Consider the following 19597-nt stretch of genomic DNA (forward strand, 5'->3'; position numbering starts at 1 on the left):
ATTTTAAATCCACTAATAGTTTGGCCAATAATTAATTATAGGATTTATAAATATCTAAAAATTTTAAAAAATAAACCCTAAATCAATAATGGATTTAGGGCTGTATTAAATTATATTAGGTTTGGAATAAATTCTTCTTCGATTTCTTTAAAAGTATTTTCTAAATCAATTAAATTATCTTGTGTAACTAGTTTTGTACGATAAGGTTTAAAATTAGGAATACCTTTAAAATAGTTTGTATAATGCATACGTGTTTCCAAAATTCCTGTACGTTCTCCTTTCCATTCAACTGCCCACATCAGGTGATTTTTTGCAGCTTCCATCCGTTCATAGATTGTCGGTTCTGGTAACAGTTCACCTGTTTCACGGTAATGTTTAATATGGTTAAAAATCCATGGATAACCAATTGCCGCACGACCAATCATTATTCCATCTACCCCATATTTCTCCTTATATTCAACTGCTTTTTGTGGAGAATCTATATCACCATTTCCAAAAATTGGAATTTCAATATTTGGATTGGCTTTAACTCGAGCGATATGCGACCAATCTGAATGACCTTTATACATCTGTGCTCTTGTACGACCGTGTATCGCCAAAGCTTTAATCCCAGTATCTTGCAAACGTTGAGCGACTTCATCTATATTAATAGAATCATGATCCCAGCCTAAACGTGTCTTTACAGTTACAGGTAAATGAGTACTTTCAACAACTGATTTTGTTAAACGGACCATTAGATCAATATCCTTTAATACACCTGCGCCTGCGCCTTTACAAACAACTTTCTTTACAGGACATCCGAAATTGATATCTACCAAATCGGGTTGTACAGTTTCAACAATCTTGGCAGACATGGCCATTGCCTCCTCATCTCCACCAAATATTTGAATACCAATTGGTCTTTCGTAATCAAAAATATCTAATTTCATGCGACTTTTCATCGCATCCCTAATTAACCCTTCTGATGAAATAAACTCAGTATACATCAAATCCGCACCATGTTGTTTACATAGTCTACGGAAAGGTGGATCACTCACATCCTCCATCGGAGCAAGTAATAAAGGGAAGTCTGGTAACTCTATGTTTCCTATCTTTACCACAGAAAATAATTTTTTGCAAAATTACGTAATAATTATGAAACAAGAACCTAAGACAAAAAACGTTAATAATTATTTGAAATTTTCAGCAATGGGAATTCAAATGGCGCTTACGATTGCTATCTTTGCCGGAATTGGTTATTGGTTAGATCAGAAATATCAAACAAAACAACCTTATTGGACAGCTGCCTTGTCGCTTTTTGGGGTATTTGGGGGTATTTATTCTGTAATTAGACAATTACCGAAAGATTAGTTATGGGAAAAGAATTTATTAAACTGACATTAATATATAGTATATTAGTTTTGTTAGTTGGGGCATTGCATTTTTGGATAGTATCTTCAATGAATCTTAGCGAAAATCCGCCAATAGTGTACAAAATTTATATTATTTTAGGTATAATTACTTTTATGATTCTCCAAGCGGGGTTTTTAGTGAAAGTGAAAAGCTCTGATTTTGTTGGTTTTACTTTTATGGGTGGAATGATTGCTAAAATGGCAATCACATTAGCATTGATTATTGTAAATGAACAAATTAAATCGAATGTTTTGCATTTGGTATTAGCATATTTTGTAATTTTGTCCATTGAAGTTTTAATGTTTCTACGTCTAATAAAACTTGACTTAAAAAAGTTTTAATGATTTTTAGCATTACGCTTTGGTAAGTGGTTAATTTACTATAATTTTGCACGCAATTTAGATACAAAGGAATTAAACATGAAATTTTCAGCGTTATTAACGTTTCTAATGTTATTCACATTCGGTTTTGCCAAGGCACAACATCATGAGAATACAACAACGTTCAGTGAATTAGTACAAAAGGATAATCAAGTTAAGGCAGAAGAATTAGCTAAGGTTAAATCTGGTGAGTCTACTTTTAATCCTGTACCAACAATTATGCACCACATCGGTGATGCACATGAGTGGCACTTATGGGGAGAAGGGGACAATAGTGTTTCTATTCCTTTACCAATTATTTTATGGGATGACAACGGGTTAAATGTTTTCATGTCATCTAAATTCCACCATGGTGAACATGTAGTGGAAAGTAATGGTAATCATTACTTACTTTATCATGAGAAAATCTACAAAACTGATGCACAAGAATTAGTTACACTACACGTAGATGAAAAAGGTGTTACTCACGTAGAGAATGAAAAACCATTAGATTTTTCAATTACTAAAAACGTAGCTTCTATGTTACTGTCTTTTGTGATTTTAATCTTAGTTTTCTCAGCAGTTTCATCAAATTACAAAAAAGGAAATTTAGTACCTAGAGGTATTGCAGGATTTATTGAACCAATCATTATTTTTATTCGTGACGAAGTTGCGGTTCCAAATATTGGGGAGAAAAAATATGCAAAATATATGCCCTACTTATTAACGTTATTTTTCTTTATATGGGTGAATAACTTATTAGGATTATTACCAGGGGCAGCAAACGTAACAGGTAATATTGCAGTTACTTTTGTTTTAGCAGTAATTGCATTAATAGTGATTAATGTTTCAGGAAATAAAGGATACTGGGGACATATGTTATGGATGCCAGGTGTACCAGTTCCTGTAAAGTTATTATTAGCGCCAATTGAATTGATAGGTGTTATAACTAAACCCTTTGCCTTAATGATTCGTTTATTTGCGAACATTACTGCAGGTCACATCATTATCTTATCGTTAATTTCGTTAATCTTTATCTTCCAAACAGAATTTATGGCAGGTGGGTCTTTACCATTAGCATTATTTATTTACTGTTTAGAGTTATTAGTAGCGGTATTACAAGCATTCGTATTTACAATGTTAGTAGCATTATTTATCGGTACAGCAACAGCTGAACACGAGCATCACGATGCACACTAATTAAAGAATACAAAAAGAACAATAAATAAAATAATTTTTTAATATATCTAAATCATATTATTATGGCAATTACAGGAAGTATTGCAGCTTTAGGAGCTGGATTAGCAGTATTAGGAGTAGGTTTCGGAATCGGGAAAATCGGTTCTTCAGCTATGGAAGGTATCGCTCGTCAGCCAGAAGCGGCTTCAAAAATTCAAACAGCTATGATTATCGCTGCAGCCTTAATCGAGGGTGCAGGTTTATTCGGTATCGTAGTTGCGTTATTAGGTAACGGATAAGAATTTGACACAGGTTTAGCTTCTATAACGGTTGGTTATAGGAGCTAATCTTATTAAAAAATTAGTCTCGTAAATTAAAAATATCAAATAAAACATACAATGGATTTAATAACTCCTTCGGTTGGTCTTATTTTTTGGACAGCGGTAGTTTTTATCATCTTATTAGTCATCTTAAGATCTGTAGCATGGAAACCAATCTTATCTGCAGTACAAGAAAGAGAGAAGTCTATAGAAGATGCGCTAAATGCAGCAAAGAAAGCAGAAGAAAAATTAGTAGCATTAAATGCTGAAAATGAAAGATTAATCAAAGAAGCTAAAATTGAGCGTGATGCAATCTTAAAAGAAGCACGTGAGATGAAAGATAAAATCGTTTCTGATGCAAAAGGTTCTGCGCAAGTTGAAGCTGATCGTATAATTGAGTCTGCTAAGATTGCTATCTCTAATGAGAAAGCGTCTGCTATGGCTGATATCAAAAATCAAGTAGGTCAATTATCAATTGAAATTGCTGAGAAAATATTAACTAAAGAATTAGCTGATAAATCGGCTCAAGAAACTTTAGTAAATCAAGTTATTGATCAAGTTAAATTCAACTAACAATGGCAGGATTCAGAGCAGCAAATAGATATGCAAAAGGTTTGATGTTATTTGCTTTAGAGGCAAATCAAACTGACCTTGTCTATGCTGAGATGAATGAAGTTAAAAACGTTATTAAAAATAGTGATGATTTAAGAATTTTCTTAAACTCTCCAATTTTAGACGCTAAAATTAAAGAAGCTACATTAATGCAAATTTTTGCAAGCTTTTCTAAAACTTCTCAAACATTCATTTCATTAGTTGTAAAACAAGGTAGAGAAAATATGTTATCAAAAATTGCTGAGCAATTTATCACAATTTATGATATCATGAATAATATCGTTACAGCAGAAATTTCTTCTGCAGTAGAGTTGGATCAACCAACAATCGATAAAATTGTAGCTAAAGCTAAAGAAGGTTTAGATGCAAATGCACAAGTGAAAGTAATTAATAAAATTGATACTTCTTTAATCGGAGGTTTCGTTTTAAAAGTAGGAAACACTCAAATTGATTCTTCTATTAAAACTAAATTAGCTTCACTTAAAAAACAATTTTTAAACAAAGATTACATTCCTAAATATTAAATATTTCAAAGATGCCAGAAATAAATCCAGCTGAAGTTTCAGCTATTTTAAAACAACAACTTTCTAGCTTCGATTCAGCAGTTGAATTAGCAGAAGTAGGAACCGTTCTAAGTGTTGGGGATGGTATTGCTCGCGTTTATGGGTTAGATAATGCTCAATATGGTGAGTTAGTAGAGTTCTCTAATGGATTAGAGGGAATGGTACAAAACTTAGAAGAAGATAACGTAGGTATTGTACTTTTCGGAACGTCTACAGGAATCAAAGAAGGTGATACTGTAAAACGTACTAACAAAATTGCTTCGATCAATGTTGGTGAAGGAATGTTAGGACGTGTAGTAGATATGTTAGGAAACCCTATCGATGGTAAAGGTCCAATCGAAGGTCAATTATATGAAATGCCAATCGAGCGTAAAGCTCCAGGGGTTATCTATCGTCAACCAGTAAGCGAGCCGTTACAAACAGGTATCGTTTCTATTGATGCGATGATTCCAGTTGGTCGTGGTCAACGTGAGTTAATCATTGGTGACCGTCAAACAGGTAAAACTTCTGTTGCATTAGATGCTATTTTGAATCAAAAAGAATTCTATGACAGAGGAGAACCAGTTTACTGTATTTATGTTGCTGTTGGACAAAAAGGTTCTACAGTTGCAGGAATTATGAAAACATTACAAGATCATGGTGCTGATAAATATACAGTAGTAGTTGCTGCTAATGCATCAGATCCAGCTCCAATGCAAGTTTATGCTCCTATGTCAGGTGCTGCTATTGGTGAGTATTTCCGTGATTCAGGTCGTCCAGCTTTAATCGTATATGATGATTTATCTAAACAAGCGGTAGCTTACCGTGAGGTGTCATTATTATTACGTCGTCCTCCAGGACGTGAGGCTTACCCTGGTGACGTTTTCTACTTACATTCTCGTTTATTAGAGCGTGCTGCAAAAATTATCTCTGATAATACAATTGCATCTCAAATGAATGATTTACCAGAATCAATGAAAGGTATCGTAAAAGGTGGTGGTTCATTAACTGCATTACCAATTATCGAAACTCAAGCTGGTGACGTTTCTGCTTATATCCCAACTAACGTAATTTCGATTACGGATGGTCAGATCTTCTTAGAGTCAGATTTATTCAACTCAGGGGTTCGTCCAGCGATCAACGTAGGTATTTCTGTATCTCGTGTTGGTGGTTCTGCGCAAACTAAACCAATGAAAAAGGTTTCTGGTACTTTAAAATTAGACCAAGCTCAATACCGTGAGTTAGAAGCGTTCGCGAAATTCTCTTCTGATTTAGATGCTGCTACAATGGCGGTTATCGGAAAAGGTATTCGTAACGTAGAACTTTTAAAGCAAGGAGTTAACTCTCCAATGCCAGTAGAAGAGCAAGTTGCTGTTATCTTTGCAGGTACAAATGGATTATTGAAAAATGTTCCTACAAACAAAGTTAAAGAATGGCAAGTTGACTTCGTAGAGTTATTGAGAAACAAATATGCTGATACTTTAGAAACTATCCGTAAAGGTAAATGGGATGATACAATCATCGCTACATTAAACCAAGTGGTAGCAGATACAACAGCTAAATATTAATAATATCTAATATAAATTGGGAATCTCGGTTCCCAGTTTATACTATATAATCCTTCAACTTATAAAGTTATATGGCAAATTTAAAAGAAATCCGTAGTAGAATTACTTCTGTAGGTTCAACAATGCAAATTACGAGTGCTATGAAAATGGTATCGGCTGCAAAATTGAATCGTGCACAAGAATCTATTGTTCAACTACGTCCATATGCAAATAAATTACGTGACTTATTACAAAATGTAAGTTCTACTTTAGATGCTGGTGTAGGAGGAGCTTTAACAGAACAACGTGAGGTGAATAATGTGCTTATTGTAGCCATTAACTCTAACCGTGGTTTATGTGGAGGATATAATTCTAGTATTATTAAAAAAGTTAATACTTTATTAGCTGGTGAATTAGCTGGTAAAAATGTAGAGTTAGTTACAATTGGTAAGAAAGCTTACGAAGCGTACAAAAATACTCAAACTATTGCTGCTAATGAATCTGCTTTATGGGATAACTTAAATTTTGCAGATGTTGCTAAAATCGCTGAAGGTTTAGTTGCTGAATTCAAAGAAGGGAAATATGATCAAATTCGTATCGTATACAACCAATTTAGAAATGCAGCAGTTCAAATCGTTCAAGACGAGCAATTCTTACCTGTTGTTTTAGAACAAGGGAATGAAGAAAATGCAGCTGAATTAGATTACATTTTTACTCCTTCGAAAGAAGAAATTTTAAATGATTTAATTCCTCAAACTTTAAAAACGCAATTATACAAAGCTGTTTTAGATGCTAATGCTTCTGAGCACGGTGCACGTATGACTGCAATGCATAAAGCAACTGATAATGCAAGCGAGTTACAAAAAGCATTGAAAATTCAATACAATAAAGCTCGTCAAGCTGCTATTACAAACGAAATCTTAGAGATCGTAGGTGGTGCAGAGGCATTAAATGCATAAGATTAGAATATTATATTCAACATACAATCAAGCAATCTCTAAAAGAGGTTGCTTTTTTTATGCAGTAACATGCAGTAGTTAAAAAAATGGTAAACTAGTTTGAAATCTAAAATGTATTATTTCATAATATTATAATAAAAAAAGCCCCAACATACTTTGGGGCTTTTTTATTATAAGTATTTATAAAAATTATTTTAAAGCTTCTACAATTGCTTCACCAACTTTAGTAGCTGATTGTGGGTTTTGACCTGTAATTACACGTTGATCTACTACAACGTATGGTTGCCATGGCTCAACAGCTTCAAATATTCCTCCACGCTTTTTCATTTCATCTTCTAATAAGAAAGGAACAACGTCAGTCAATCCTACCGCTTCCTCTTCAACGTTTGTAAATCCATTTACTTTCTTACCATCAATTAAGTATTTTCCATTAGATAATTTGATATTCAATAATCCAGCTGGTCCATGACAAACAGCAGCTACAATACCATTATTTTCATAAATCTTTGTAGCAATTGCAGCGATTTCTTCGTTTTGTGGAAAATCCCAAACTGCTCCATGACCACCTGCATAATAAATAGATTTATATTCTTCTACTTTTACTTCATCTGGAGTCATTGAGTTTTTGATTTTATTTTGGTAATATTCATTTTCATAAAACTCTTTGTTAATTGGATCATCTAAATCGAAACCATCAATTGGAGATTCTCCACCTTTTGGACTTACAAAATCAATTTCATAACCTGCGTTAACTAATACTTTCCAAGGATGAGCTACTTCACCTAAAAAATATCCAGTTTTTTCCCCTGTATTTCCTTTTTCCTCGTGACTTGTAATCACAAATAAAATCTTCTCGTTCATATTTTTATTATTTATTGTTTGTCCAAATCCTGTAATACATGTCAAAAACATAGTCAGGATTAAATTAATTTTCAGCATTAAACTATACTTTTTATAGTTGCAAATTTAGTACCGTAAGTTTACCTTCGCAAGAACTATCCAATTGGATAGTCAAATAAATAATGTTAGATACAACATCTCGAATTATAGGGAAGACGTATCCATGTGCCATTAGTTTAGCAATGGATATGATAGGTGGAAAATGGAAGACCGTAATTTTAGCACATTTAATTGATGAAGCAAAGCGATACAATGAATTAAGAAAAGAATTACCTGATGTTACTGAAAGAACTCTAAGCATTCAGTTAAAACAATTAGAAGCTGATGGTTTAGTCTACCGTGAAGTCTATGGAAATAAACCACCATTAAAAGTGATTTATGGCTTAACAGAAATGGGTAAAAGTTTTATTCCAGTTCTTAATATTTTGATGGACTGGGGAAATCAAGTGGTCAAAGAATTCAATGTGGAATTAGTAAATACTTGTGAAAATAAAAAGTCCTGAACAGCGTTCAGGACTTTCTTATATTTATGTACTATTTGATAGTATCTAATTAGTTCATCTGAAATAATGGACGATCAGCCATAAATTCATTTACACGATCAGCCACTGAATCCATTACTTCCTCATTTCCGATGTTCATTAAAACTTCGTCAATAAAATCAGCAACTGTTTGCATATCTGTTTCAACTAAACCACGAGTAGTTACAGCAGCAGTTCCTAAACGGATACCCGAAGTAACAAATGGTGATTTATCATCGAATGGGACCATGTTTTTATTACACGTAATTTCTGCTTCTACTAGAGCATTTTCAGCTTGTTTACCAGAAATTCCTTTATTACGTAAGTCAATTAACATACAGTGGTTGTCTGTTCCTCCAGAAACTATATCGTATCCTTTAGCCACTAAAGCATCTGCTAATGCTTTTGCATTTTTAACCACTTGTAAAATGTACTCCATATAACCATCAGATAAAGCTTCTTCGAAAGCAACTGCTTTTGCTCCGATCACGTGCTCTAATGGTCCACCTTGCGTTCCTGGGAAAACTGCAGCGTTTAATAATTGAGACATCATTTTTACTTCTCCTTTAGACGTTTTGTAACCCCAAGGATTTTCAAAATCTTTCCCCATCATAATCACTCCACCACGAGGTCCACGTAATGTTTTATGCGTAGTTGTCGTTACAATGTGACAATGAGGCATTGGATCATTTAATATTCCACGAGCGATTAACCCTGCTGGGTGAGAAACGTCAGCTAATAATAATGCACCAACTTCGTCCGCTACTTTACGGAATTTTGCATAGTCAATATCACGAGAGTAAGCAGAAGCTCCACAAATAATTAATTGTGGTTTTTCAGCACGAGCTGTTTCAGCCATTGCTTCGTAATCGATACGACCAGTTTCTTTATCTACACCGTAGAAAGAAGTTTTGTACGTCATACCAGAAAAGTTAACTGGAGAACCATGCGTTAAGTGACCACCGTGAGATAAATCAAATCCTAAGATTTTATCACCAGGTTTTAAACACGCTAAGTAAACTGCAGCATTTGCTTGTGAACCTGAGTGTGGTTGTACGTTTGCATATTCTGCATTAAATAATGTCTTGATTCGTTCTATAGCAATTGTTTCGATTTGATCAACTACTTCACAACCTCCGTAATATCTTTTTCCTGGGTAACCCTCAGCATATTTATTTGTTAAAACAGAACCCATTGCACGCATTACGTCTTCAGAAACAAAGTTTTCAGATGCGATTAATTCAATCCCGTTTAATTGTCTTTCTTTTTCGTCTTCGATCAAATCGAAGATAATGTCATGTGCCATTTTCTGTTTGTTTGTAAATTATGCAACCAAAGATAAGATTTTTATCCTTTATTTTAAATTCAAAAAAATATGCGGATTATTATTTTTTGGGTGTTCTCTTCGGCTGTGTTTTTTAATTTTGTTCTAAGTTCTAAGTTCTAAGTTCTAAGTTCTAAGTTCTAAGTTCTAAGTTCTAAGTTCTAAGTTCTAAGTTCTAAGTTCTAAGTTCTAAGTTCTAAGTTCTAAGTTCTAAGTTCTAAGTTCTAAGTTCTAAGTTTCGTCATTTCGAGTGAATTTTCGAAATGTAATGCAGAAAATTTGTATCGAGAAGTAAGAAGGAATCAATCACACGTCTAATTTCTAAGTCATTCCGAACTCGTTTTAGGATCTCATCCAATAATGATGTGATGTTGAAACAAGTTCAACAAGACAAATGGAGAATATCATTCTATAATTATTCTTCTAATTTAAACTTTTTAAAACATAGAATGAACGAATTATTAAATCATCAAATTCCTTAATTTAGCCCTATGAAAAATCCCATTTACTGCATTGGTTTAATGTCCGGAACATCATTAGACGGATTAGATATTTGTTATGTTCGATTTGACTCGGACACATCGTTTGAAATTCTACAAACCGAAGGAATCAATTATTCTTCTGAGATGAAAAATCAATTGAAAAATGCATATCAAATGTCGGCTATGCAATTGTGTGAACTAGATGTACAATTTGGTTATTATTTAGGTGAACAAGTGAAACTATTTGTGGAAAAATATAAAATCAAACGTTTAGATTTTATAGCATCGCACGGACAAACAATATTTCATCAACCTAATAAAAATTTTACATTACAAATTGGGAATGGAGCAGCAATTTCTTCCAAATGTCAACAACGTGTGATTTGTGATTTCCGGACACAAGATGTGATTCTAGGAGGACAAGGTGCACCTTTGGTTCCTATTGGTGACGAATTATTATTTAATCAATACGATGCTTGTTTGAATTTGGGTGGATTCTCGAATATTTCAATGAATCGAAATGGAAAGCGTATAGCTTTTGATATTTGCCCGATTAATATTGTCTTAAATAATTATGCCAATCAATTGGGATTGGATTATGATAAAAATGGAGAAAATGCATCCAGAGGAAAAGTTTATCAAGAATTAGTGGATGAATTAAATCAATTGGATTTCTATCAACAATCTTATCCAAAATCTTTAGGCTTTGAATGGATAGAAAAGGAGTTTTTAACAATTGTTGAAAACTATGATTTATCCATTGAAGATAAGCTAATTAGCTGTATAGAGCATATGGTTTATCAGATCAATACGATATTCGAAAAACACGATATCAACAAGGTGTTAATAACTGGAGGAGGAACTCGAAATCTATTATTAATCAATTTATTAAAACAGAAATCCTCAACTGAAATAATCATTCCAAAGGATGATTTAATTGATTTTAAAGAAGCTTTGATATTTGCGTTCTTAGGATACAGGAAATTTACAAATCAAGTAAATTGTTTGTCATCTGTAACTGGTGCTATCAAAGACCATTGTTCAGGAATAATCTATGAAGCTGTAAAATAATTTTCAGATTGTCAATTTCGTAGAGTTAAACCTTAAAGTTTTGGGAAAGAAATTTTAAGTTCATTACATTTACGAAAATTACAAATACTTAAAGATGGTTTCTAAACTATTTCAAAAATTTTTTCATAGCCAAACTTCTGGTGGAATTACCTTAATTTTCTGTACAATTTTCTCGTTAGTCGTAGCAAATTCTTTATTTTCTGATTCATATCAAAGCTTATGGCATCTAGATATGTTTGGGCATTCTTTTGCACATTGGATCAATGATGGATTAATGGCTATTTTCTTTTTCTTAATTGGATTAGAATTAAAACGAGAAATTTTTGTTGGTGAATTATCTAATATAAAAAAAGCAATTTTACCCATTTTTGCTGCATTGGGAGGAATGTTAATCCCGGCTGGGATATTTGCGATATTAAATTTTAATACCGATACTTTACATGGTTTTGGAATACCAATGGCAACGGATATTGCCTTTGCAGTAGCTATTATTACGATGCTAGGAAGTAGGGTGCCATTATCTTTAAAAGTATTTTTAACTGCATTGGCTGTTATTGATGATTTAGGAGCAATTGTCGTAATTGCATTGTTCTATCCTAATCCAGAATTACCTTTAGATTTTACACAATTCGGAATTGCGATTGCAATATTATTAGGTCTTTTTGCTTTGAATAAGATGAAAGTAAAATCTATTATTCCTTATATTATTGGAGGAATAGCAGTATGGTGGTTTATGTTACATTCAGGAATTCATGCAACAATTGCAGGGGTTTTAGTAGCATTTACAATTCCTTTTGATAAAGATGATTCAAAATCATTATCGTATAAAACACAAGAAGCATTACATATCCCAGTTGCATTTCTAATTTTACCTTTATTCGCATTAGCTAATACTGCAATTACGATAGAAGGTGGTGGATTTTCTCATTTTAGTTTTCCATTGGCTGCCGGAATCTTTTTAGGATTAGTAATAGGAAAACCAGTAGGTATTACATTTTTTACATGGATTGCAGTAAAACTTGGTTTATGTGAATTGCCAACGGCAGTAAACTTTAAACGCGTTTTTGGAGTTGGAATGCTTGGTGGAATTGGTTTTACAATGTCGATATTTGTTTCGATGTTAGCCTTTAATGACCCTGATTATATCAACGAAGCAAAATTAATGATTTTGGTAGCTTCTGTAACTGCAGCTTTATTAGGGTTCTTTTATTTAAAAACTACATTAACAAAGCGTCAGGATTTCTCAGATTAATTTAATAAAAATAAATCCTATACTTAAGTCGATTTTTTCTTTGGAAGAAATCGACTTTTATTTTATACCTGCGTATCTTCGTATAAATATTTTGAACAAATGAGAACGTATCAAGAAACTATTGATTGGTTATTTTCTAATTTACCAATGTTTCAGCGTATAGGCGCATCTGCAATGAAGGCAGATTTAACGAATATTACTGAGTTATGTGAATATCTTGGAAATCCTCAAACTAAATTTAAAACAATTCATATCGCCGGAACAAATGGTAAAGGAAGTACATCTCATATGTTAGCTTCTATTCTACACGAAGCTGGTTATAAAGTTGGGTTAACAACTTCACCTCATTTAAAAGATTTTAGAGAACGTATTCGTATTAACGGAGCGATGTGTGAAGAAGAATTTGTAGTAAAATTTGTTCACCAACACGAAGAAAAGATCATTGCACAAGGTGCTTCCTTCTTCGAGATTGCAATTGCGATGGCTTTTGAATATTTTGCCCAACAACAAGTAGATATTGCAGTAATAGAAACTGGATTAGGAGGTCGATTAGATTCAACGAATATCATTTTACCTGAACTTTCAATTATTACTAATATAGCTTTAGAACACACACAATTTTTAGGAGATACGTTAGAGAAAATTGCTTTTGAAAAAGGAGGCATTATTAAGCCAAATACACCTATAGTCATTGGAGAAACGACTCAAGAAACAAAAAAGGTTTTTGCTGATTTAGCTTTAGAAAGAAATTCGGAAATTATTTTTGCAGAAGAAAAATTTTATCAGGATTTACCTTCAGATCTTATTGGTTCTTATCAAGTAAAAAATAGACGAACAGTTTTAACTGCAATTGAACAGCTTCAAAATCAACACTGGACAATTAGTGAAGAAAATATATCTAATGGACTTTTAAATGTTGTAAAAAATACAAATCTAAGAGGACGTTGGGATGTTTTAGGTCAGCATCCATTAATTGTAGCTGATACAGCGCATAATCCCCATGGTTTATTAGAAATCGCTAAGCAAATTAATGAGCAACCGTACAAAAATTTGCATTTAGTTTTAGGATTTGTAAATGACAAAGATGTGAAAGAAAGTCTTTCATTTTTTCCGAAAATGGCTACTTATTATTTTTGTGAACCTAATGTTCCGCGCAAATTACCAATAGATGAATTAAGAAATATGGTTCCGAAAGAGTTAAAAGATATTCATTATTTTGATTCGGTAGATAAAGCCTTAAAAGCAGCTAAAGAAGCCGCTACTGAAAATGATTTTATTTATATAGGCGGATCAACCTTTGTTGTTGCTGAAGTTATATAAATTTAACGGCTATTCTTTATTTCGATAGTTTACTTAAAACTTCGTTAAAACAATAGGTAAATATCACAGTAATTATTTAATCTGTTTATTATTATTGTAATATCTATGTTTCTTAGAGATAAAACGAAATAAATATTTATAATACATTTAATTATGTACTAATTACATTTTTAAAATTTATCAATACATAGTTGTATTTAATAAATTAACTTAACTTTGTGATGGTTTAATTAATTAAAAATTTATGAAAAAGTATTTACTAGGGATAGCATTTGCTATGTCAAGTGTGAGTTTATTTGCTCAGGTAGGAATAGGAACTGCTGAGCCTAAAGCTACATTAGATATTATTGGAAAAGGTGATGATAACAATGTTATTGATGGGGTTATTGCGCCTCGTATTACTGGAAATCAATTAAGAGCAAAAAATGACTTATATACAACTGCTCAAAATGGTGCAATTGTATATGTTACTGAAGCGGATTCTGCTCCTGCTGGAAAAACTGTTAAAGTTACTTCTCCAGGATATTTTTATTATTCTCACCCAGAAGGAGATAATATTGAAGGAATTTGGGAACGTATGGATTCATCGTCTAAATTCTTTTATATGCCCTCTGTAGCATTGCCAACTACTGCAGTGGACCCTCGTTTAATTGCTGGTGATGTTTTAAACGATACGAGTTTTTCATTAAATACAGCTAATAATATTTATAAAGTTGATTTATATAATATTTTCAAAAAACAATTTGAAAAACCTGTAGCTTCTTCAGCTTTAACAGATACAGAAATTGCAGATTTAGACTGTACAGCAAATCCAACAAAAGGGTTATGTGGTTTTGTATTATCAAAGGATAAATACGAGTACTATGTAACATTTATTGACCAAACTTTATTTTCTGATGTAATTGTTACGACTAACGGTGAGCTTTTTTATAAAGTAGATCCAACAAAAGTTATTCGTACAGGATCTTTTATGAACGTTGTATTAAAAGTTAAATAATCGTTTATCCGTAGTATAAACGAAAAGATTGTTTAATTTAAATTAATACAAAATGAAAATAAATAAATTAATATATACATGGCTTTTGCTTTTTGGATTTTTTCAGATAGCTTCAGCACAGGTGGTATTTAAAGAAGATTTTGGAAAATCGAAAACACGATTACCTTCAGTCTTTGTACCTCAAGTGGGTAAAGATGCAACATTAATTGCTACACAATTTTCGCATGGATCTAAATTTTATAAGTTAGCGGAAATAGCTCCTAATTATTCTGGAGAAAATGAGAAAATAAACGTTATAGATAATGGATATTATGCGGTAATTTCTCCAAAATATATCTATTCGAATTTGCCTGCAGATAAACCTAGTTGGGCAACATGGTGGAAAGATGTTCCAAATTATACAGATTCATCTGATGATGGTGCTGTATTAGTTGTAAATGGAGGTAAAATTTTAAACCAATTTTATAGACGTGCAGTTTCTTTAGAAGCAGGAAAAACTTATAGAGTAAATGCTTATGTATATGCGAATGGTCAAAACAATGTAAAGATAAAATTTGAAGCTCAAAACATTTCTACTGAACAGGTATTAGGTAACTCAGAAGGTATTAGTACTACTGAAAAAGATAAATGGATTGAAATTTCATGGGTTTTTAAAATTCCTAATAATATAAATTGTTCAGATATAGCTATCTCGTTGAGAAATGACATAGAATCGGATGGAGGAAATGATTTCTACGTAGATGATATTACTTTAGAAAAAATAGAAGATCAAAATATTGCTCCAATTGAATGTTCAAATTCAACTATCGATGAAGTAATTAAGGCGAATGATAATGTTATTAATTATAATACGAAATCGTCATCTATAATTTCTGATGATTCTATTGAAGGAATTGTTGGAGGTATCAAATTAAAAGGTGATAATCGTAATGCAACAATTTCTCAAGTAGGTAATTGGCCATTAGGGTATACTATTGATACTGAAACGGGAGAATTAAAAATTGCTGAAGGATCTGGAAGAATTACTGGACCTTTGCAATATAGATTATGTAATCTATTAGGAGTATGTAGTATAGCAAATATTACTTTTACAAATGGGTCAATATCTACTGCTACAAGTCCAATATTCAATCTGCAATCAGAAATATTAGAAACATGTTTTACAGGTAATTCTAATAATAAGAAAGTAAGATATACTTTAAAAAATGTTTCGAACGGACCAATAGAAATTATTGGTGAAAGTAGAATTTCTACTGCTGGAAAGAAATTAAAATTCAACGGAAGTAATATCGATGTAAATTCTTTAACGGTTATTTCTGGAAATTTAGAATTGACAGGAACCATTGGTTACGCAAAAGCTAAAACATTTGCGAAGGATGAAGTGGTTGTTTTTGAAATGAACTATACTTATTCAAATTTATCAGACGAAATTGTAGGTGGTTTAGAATTAAGATACGGTAATGCTTCTGCATCTGGTCCTATGAATAATCCTGATGTCACATTGAACGTTTCGAATAATATTTCAAGAATTCCAGAGAAACCAAATAATATTACCAGAGTTTTAAATGAAACGGGAGCTTTTACTATTTATCAAGCGTCAGGATTAAGAGATGCAGCTGTTAACTTTAAGTTTTATGATGCTGCTGGTATAGAAATTCCATATAATACCCCTATTAATATGAATTTTACGGGTGAATTGGAATATTCATATTCAAGATTATCTGCATCAGGATGTGAGAGTGAAAAAGGTTTTATTACACTTTCTAAAACTGCCATTGAATTACCTAAGCCTGGTGAAATTTCTTTAGCTTCAGATTCGACTTTAGAGGAACTGAATATTTGTCCTACAAATGACATCATTGATGAAAATGGTCAGATTGTTGGAGAAAATCCGATTAAGATTTTCAATAAACAAGATGCGCAAGGTACTTATGTTACAACAAACGGAGCACGTTATGGTGTAAAGTATTCTTGGGAAGTAAGCTACGATGATGGAATTACTTGGAATGAATTCTCTGACTCTGACGGTAATCAAGAAGGAGAAACTTCAAATGGTCGTAAAGAAATTATATTACAAAATGTAAAAAGTAAAGTTTGGATTAGAAGAAAAGCGCAGGAGCGACCAGAAGGTACTCGTCCTAATCGTTATTCGTATTCAAACATTCTGAAATTAAATGTTCAAAAAAATAACATTGAAATCACTGGAGGTAATTTCCATTCTCAACCATTATATTTCTTGAATGCTGATGAAGGTCGATTAAACCAAGAATTAAACAAATATAAGATTCCTGTAATTACATCTGATGTTAATAGTACTGTTGAGGTAATTGATCAAAATGGACGATCTTATAATGTTGGTGATTATTTTCAATATACAGCAGAAGGAACTTATACATTTACAGTAAAAGTGACAACTGTTGCTGCTGATGGTGTTACAGCCGGATGTGTTTCTTATGCGTCGTTAACATTAACGGTATATGATTTAAATAAATGTAAAGTTGTTACAGAAAAAGTAATTGCAACTGCAGCTCCTTCAGGAAGTGGATGGGGAACAACATTAGCTGGTCTAGTGGCTAATAAAGAGAATGCTTACGATAACGATTTATCAACGCACTCTACAATTTCTGTAATGGTAGGTTTATTAGGTTTAGGTACAACTTGGCAAAATATATATTTTGATGAAGTAGTAGAAGCTGGTACACCATTACATGTAAAATTAGGACAAGAATATAGTGGTGCTCAAGTTGGTGGAGGTCTAACAATAGTTGCATTAGATGCTAATGATAAAGCAATTGGACCTATCAAATCAGTAGGTGAAGGTGCATTATTAGATTTATTAACAGGTGATAATGTATTCGAATATGTATTTGTTCCTGCTGATGGTAACGGAGTAGCTAAACCTTACAAAGGGGTGCGTGTTATTTTAGGATCATTATTGGCGATTGGTAATAATGCAGTTCTTTATGGAGCTTATTACGAAAAAGACCGTGTGATTCAAGATGGAGAACCTACTGCTGTACAACCAATATATATTAGTGGTGCTAAAATTCCGGTTTCTAACACACAACCAAATAAACTAAAATACATTATTCCTACATCTCCGGAGGATATTGTTGTGGTTAAACCAGAAAATATAGAAGTTGATGCAGGAAATAATATTATTTCGAGAAAATTAAAATTAAACGATTACGTAAGTGATATTTCATGGGGTAATCAAGATATAGGTTTAGGAGTTGCAACTTCATTAGCATCTGTTGTCTATCCGTATTTAGCAGTAGACGACGATCCATATACTTATGCAATCTTTAATAAAACGGTAGGAGCATTAAATGCACAAACATTAGATGTTCGTTTAAGAAGAGAAGCAAGACCTGGAGATGAGTTAGAAGTCATCATGACAAATGAAGGAACTAACGTATTATCGTTAGATTTGGGAGCTGATTTTACAGTACAACGTTATTTAGATGACCAAAAAGTAGGTCCTGAAGTAGCAAGTAATGAATTCAAAGTTTTAAATTTAAATTTATTATTATTCAAAACTCCAGTACCTCGATTCAGAATTGGTGGAATTAATCAACCATTCAATAGAGTTGTTTTCAAATACACAAGTATTGTTCAAGCCAACTTAGGGAATCAAATTTACTTACATGATGTATCAGTAGTTCCTCAATCAATTTTTGATGGAGTTAATGTTACAGATACTTTAGAAATTTGTGCTGCTGATTTTATAAAAATTCAAAAACCAAGTGCTTGTACAGAATATAAAGTAAGTTTTGCTTTAGGAAAAGTGGTGCAAACAACAATTTTAAATTCTGATGGAACATCTACTGTCGTAGATAGCTATGATGAGTTAGAAGATGAAATTTTACCAGAAAGTTTATTAACTAGAATTTTCGAGAGTGATTCTGAAGCTCATTATGAAATTAACCGTATTTACGATTTACAACCAGATCAAATTTTATTGATGAAAGTTCAAACCATTCAAAATGGTCAAGAATTCGGAGGTCCACAATACATCCGAGTTAATCTTAAAAACTGTTTAGATGGATTTGTAAACCCAACAATTAATTTAGATCAAGCTGAAAAGAAATAACTTTGAGCATTCGATATGAAGGAGAGCATTAGCTCTCCTTTTTTTATTTGTATTCATGATGAGGTTTAAAACTTCATACGTTGTATGAAGTTGTCTGGAATCATTATTCAAAGTATTACAAAAGGTCTGCTCATATGAGCAGACCTTTTGTAATAATCAGAGCATATTAATCCGGAATTATTTCAAGTAATTTGATTCTTTATATATAATAATAGTCATCTTTCTATTAATATATATCTTGTAACGAACATTTCGATGAATATATCTTTACTATATATAATAAAAATTTCCCATTTCAAGCCTAAAAGAACCGCCCATATTTCCTAAAACTATTACGTCAAGAATTATTTCAAAAAATATTTCACCGAAGTTCAGTGAGTTAGGGGTGAAAGTGAAAATAATTCCCAAAACCATTTGGAAAAACGAATTATGTTGCCCTATATTTGCACTCTCAATACGAAAGACGAGTAGTATTGTAAATTGAAAAAATAGTGAAGTAATAGCGATTTAAACGGGAGTAAAAACTTTTTAAGATTTTATTTTGTAGTTTAAAAATAAGCAATTACCTTTGCAACCGCAAACAACGAAAGCTGTTTGCATATTAATGAGAAGTTCATTTGAAATTATAATATAAGACGAAAGAAATAAAAGCCGAATACAAATTAGGTCAATCCTTAAATAATAGAGCTAAAGGAAATTCGAAGTTGTAAAACATAGAAGCTAACGC

The 19597-nt window shown here is 32.4% G+C and carries 17 protein-coding genes; 14 read left to right on the forward strand and 3 right to left on the reverse strand.

What is annotated here, in order from left to right:
• Window positions 1-110: 110 nt before the first annotated feature.
• Window positions 111-1100 carry a tRNA dihydrouridine synthase DusB gene (dusB, locus tag IM532_RS06420; RefSeq protein ID WP_194182627.1) on the reverse strand — a complete coding sequence of 330 codons (990 nt, stop codon included), beginning with the start codon at window positions 1098-1100 and terminating at the stop codon, window positions 111-113.
• A 34-nt stretch (window positions 1101-1134) separates the two neighbouring features.
• On the opposite strand from dusB, the gene IM532_RS06425 reads away from it, so the two are divergent.
• The 8 genes from IM532_RS06425 (at window position 1135) to atpG (ending at window position 6910) form a co-directional block, all read left to right on the forward strand.
• Entirely contained in the window at window positions 1135-1350 is a 216-nt protein-coding gene (locus tag IM532_RS06425; RefSeq protein ID WP_194182628.1) for an AtpZ/AtpI family protein, read from the forward strand.
• 2 nt (window positions 1351-1352) lie between these two features.
• The gene (locus IM532_RS06430) at window positions 1353-1733 is read left to right on the forward strand and encodes a hypothetical protein (RefSeq protein ID WP_194182629.1); all 381 of its coding nucleotides are present in this window, start codon (window positions 1353-1355) and stop codon (window positions 1731-1733) included.
• 78 nt (window positions 1734-1811) lie between these two features.
• Entirely contained in the window at window positions 1812-2951 is a 1140-nt protein-coding gene (gene atpB, locus IM532_RS06435) for a F0F1 ATP synthase subunit A (protein WP_194182630.1), read from the forward strand.
• Window positions 2952-3019: 68 nt separating this feature from the next.
• The gene (gene atpE / locus IM532_RS06440) at window positions 3020-3229 is read left to right on the forward strand and encodes an ATP synthase F0 subunit C (protein WP_194182653.1); all 210 of its coding nucleotides are present in this window, start codon (window positions 3020-3022) and stop codon (window positions 3227-3229) included.
• Window positions 3230-3328: 99 nt separating this feature from the next.
• Window positions 3329-3823, forward strand: coding sequence for a F0F1 ATP synthase subunit B (locus IM532_RS06445; protein ID WP_194182631.1), 495 nt, complete (start codon window positions 3329-3331; stop codon window positions 3821-3823).
• 2 nt (window positions 3824-3825) lie between these two features.
• Window positions 3826-4386 (forward strand): ATP synthase F1 subunit delta, encoded by a 561-nt coding sequence (gene atpH, locus IM532_RS06450; protein WP_194182632.1) that lies wholly within the window; start codon window positions 3826-3828, stop codon window positions 4384-4386.
• An 11-nt stretch (window positions 4387-4397) separates the two neighbouring features.
• Window positions 4398-5972: a F0F1 ATP synthase subunit alpha gene (atpA, locus tag IM532_RS06455; RefSeq protein ID WP_194182633.1), complete on the forward strand. Its 1575-nt coding sequence runs from the start codon at window positions 4398-4400 to the stop codon at window positions 5970-5972.
• A gap of 71 nt (window positions 5973-6043) precedes the next feature.
• Window positions 6044-6910: an ATP synthase F1 subunit gamma gene (gene atpG / locus IM532_RS06460; RefSeq protein WP_194182634.1), complete on the forward strand. Its 867-nt coding sequence runs from the start codon at window positions 6044-6046 to the stop codon at window positions 6908-6910.
• 189 nt (window positions 6911-7099) lie between these two features.
• On the opposite strand, the gene IM532_RS06465 is transcribed toward atpG, so the two are convergent.
• Entirely contained in the window at window positions 7100-7771 is a 672-nt protein-coding gene (locus IM532_RS06465; protein WP_194182635.1) for a type 1 glutamine amidotransferase domain-containing protein, read from the reverse strand.
• Window positions 7772-7932: 161 nt separating this feature from the next.
• Between IM532_RS06465 and IM532_RS06470 the strand changes: the two genes are divergently transcribed.
• Entirely contained in the window at window positions 7933-8313 is a 381-nt protein-coding gene (locus IM532_RS06470; protein WP_194182636.1) for a winged helix-turn-helix transcriptional regulator, read from the forward strand.
• A gap of 49 nt (window positions 8314-8362) precedes the next feature.
• Here the strand turns inward: IM532_RS06470 and glyA are convergent, their stop codons facing one another.
• Window positions 8363-9637, reverse strand: a complete 1275-nt coding sequence (gene glyA, locus IM532_RS06475; protein ID WP_194182637.1) for a serine hydroxymethyltransferase — start codon at window positions 9635-9637, stop codon at window positions 8363-8365.
• Window positions 9638-10146: 509 nt separating this feature from the next.
• Between glyA and IM532_RS06480 the strand changes: the two genes are divergently transcribed.
• From IM532_RS06480 to IM532_RS06500, 5 genes are all read left to right on the forward strand, one after another.
• Window positions 10147-11208 (forward strand): anhydro-N-acetylmuramic acid kinase, encoded by a 1062-nt coding sequence (locus tag IM532_RS06480; protein WP_194182638.1) that lies wholly within the window; start codon window positions 10147-10149, stop codon window positions 11206-11208.
• 94 nt (window positions 11209-11302) lie between these two features.
• A complete protein-coding gene (nhaA, locus tag IM532_RS06485; protein WP_194182639.1) occupies window positions 11303-12460 on the forward strand; it encodes a Na+/H+ antiporter NhaA in 1158 nt (385 codons plus the stop codon).
• 99 nt (window positions 12461-12559) lie between these two features.
• Window positions 12560-13780: a bifunctional folylpolyglutamate synthase/dihydrofolate synthase gene (locus tag IM532_RS06490; protein WP_194182640.1), complete on the forward strand. Its 1221-nt coding sequence runs from the start codon at window positions 12560-12562 to the stop codon at window positions 13778-13780.
• 244 nt (window positions 13781-14024) lie between these two features.
• A complete protein-coding gene (locus IM532_RS06495; protein WP_194182641.1) occupies window positions 14025-14777 on the forward strand; it encodes a hypothetical protein in 753 nt (250 codons plus the stop codon).
• A 52-nt stretch (window positions 14778-14829) separates the two neighbouring features.
• Entirely contained in the window at window positions 14830-18870 is a 4041-nt protein-coding gene (locus IM532_RS06500) for a carbohydrate binding domain-containing protein (protein ID WP_194182642.1), read from the forward strand.
• Window positions 18871-19597: the final 727 nt, after the last annotated feature.

Source organism: Faecalibacter rhinopitheci (assembly GCF_015234135.1).
Taxonomy (GTDB): domain Bacteria; phylum Bacteroidota; class Bacteroidia; order Flavobacteriales; family Weeksellaceae; genus Empedobacter; species Empedobacter rhinopitheci.

Coding starts and splice junctions, on each gene's coding strand:
- IM532_RS06465 (WP_194182635.1), bottom strand. CDS start 7,771: ATGAACGAGAAGATTTTATTTGTGATTACAAGTCACGAGGAAAAAGGA.
- glyA (WP_194182637.1), bottom strand. CDS start 9,637: ATGGCACATGACATTATCTTCGATTTGATCGAAGACGAAAAAGAAAGA.
- IM532_RS06480 (WP_194182638.1), top strand. CDS start 10,147: ATGAAAAATCCCATTTACTGCATTGGTTTAATGTCCGGAACATCATTA.
- IM532_RS06495 (WP_194182641.1), top strand. CDS start 14,025: ATGAAAAAGTATTTACTAGGGATAGCATTTGCTATGTCAAGTGTGAGT.
- IM532_RS06470 (WP_194182636.1), top strand. CDS start 7,933: ATGTTAGATACAACATCTCGAATTATAGGGAAGACGTATCCATGTGCC.
- IM532_RS06430 (WP_194182629.1), top strand. CDS start 1,353: ATGGGAAAAGAATTTATTAAACTGACATTAATATATAGTATATTAGTT.
- atpA (WP_194182633.1), top strand. CDS start 4,398: ATGCCAGAAATAAATCCAGCTGAAGTTTCAGCTATTTTAAAACAACAA.
- IM532_RS06425 (WP_194182628.1), top strand. CDS start 1,135: ATGAAACAAGAACCTAAGACAAAAAACGTTAATAATTATTTGAAATTT.
- nhaA (WP_194182639.1), top strand. CDS start 11,303: ATGGTTTCTAAACTATTTCAAAAATTTTTTCATAGCCAAACTTCTGGT.
- atpH (WP_194182632.1), top strand. CDS start 3,826: ATGGCAGGATTCAGAGCAGCAAATAGATATGCAAAAGGTTTGATGTTA.
- atpG (WP_194182634.1), top strand. CDS start 6,044: ATGGCAAATTTAAAAGAAATCCGTAGTAGAATTACTTCTGTAGGTTCA.
- IM532_RS06445 (WP_194182631.1), top strand. CDS start 3,329: ATGGATTTAATAACTCCTTCGGTTGGTCTTATTTTTTGGACAGCGGTA.
- atpB (WP_194182630.1), top strand. CDS start 1,812: ATGAAATTTTCAGCGTTATTAACGTTTCTAATGTTATTCACATTCGGT.
- IM532_RS06490 (WP_194182640.1), top strand. CDS start 12,560: ATGAGAACGTATCAAGAAACTATTGATTGGTTATTTTCTAATTTACCA.
- IM532_RS06500 (WP_194182642.1), top strand. CDS start 14,830: ATGAAAATAAATAAATTAATATATACATGGCTTTTGCTTTTTGGATTT.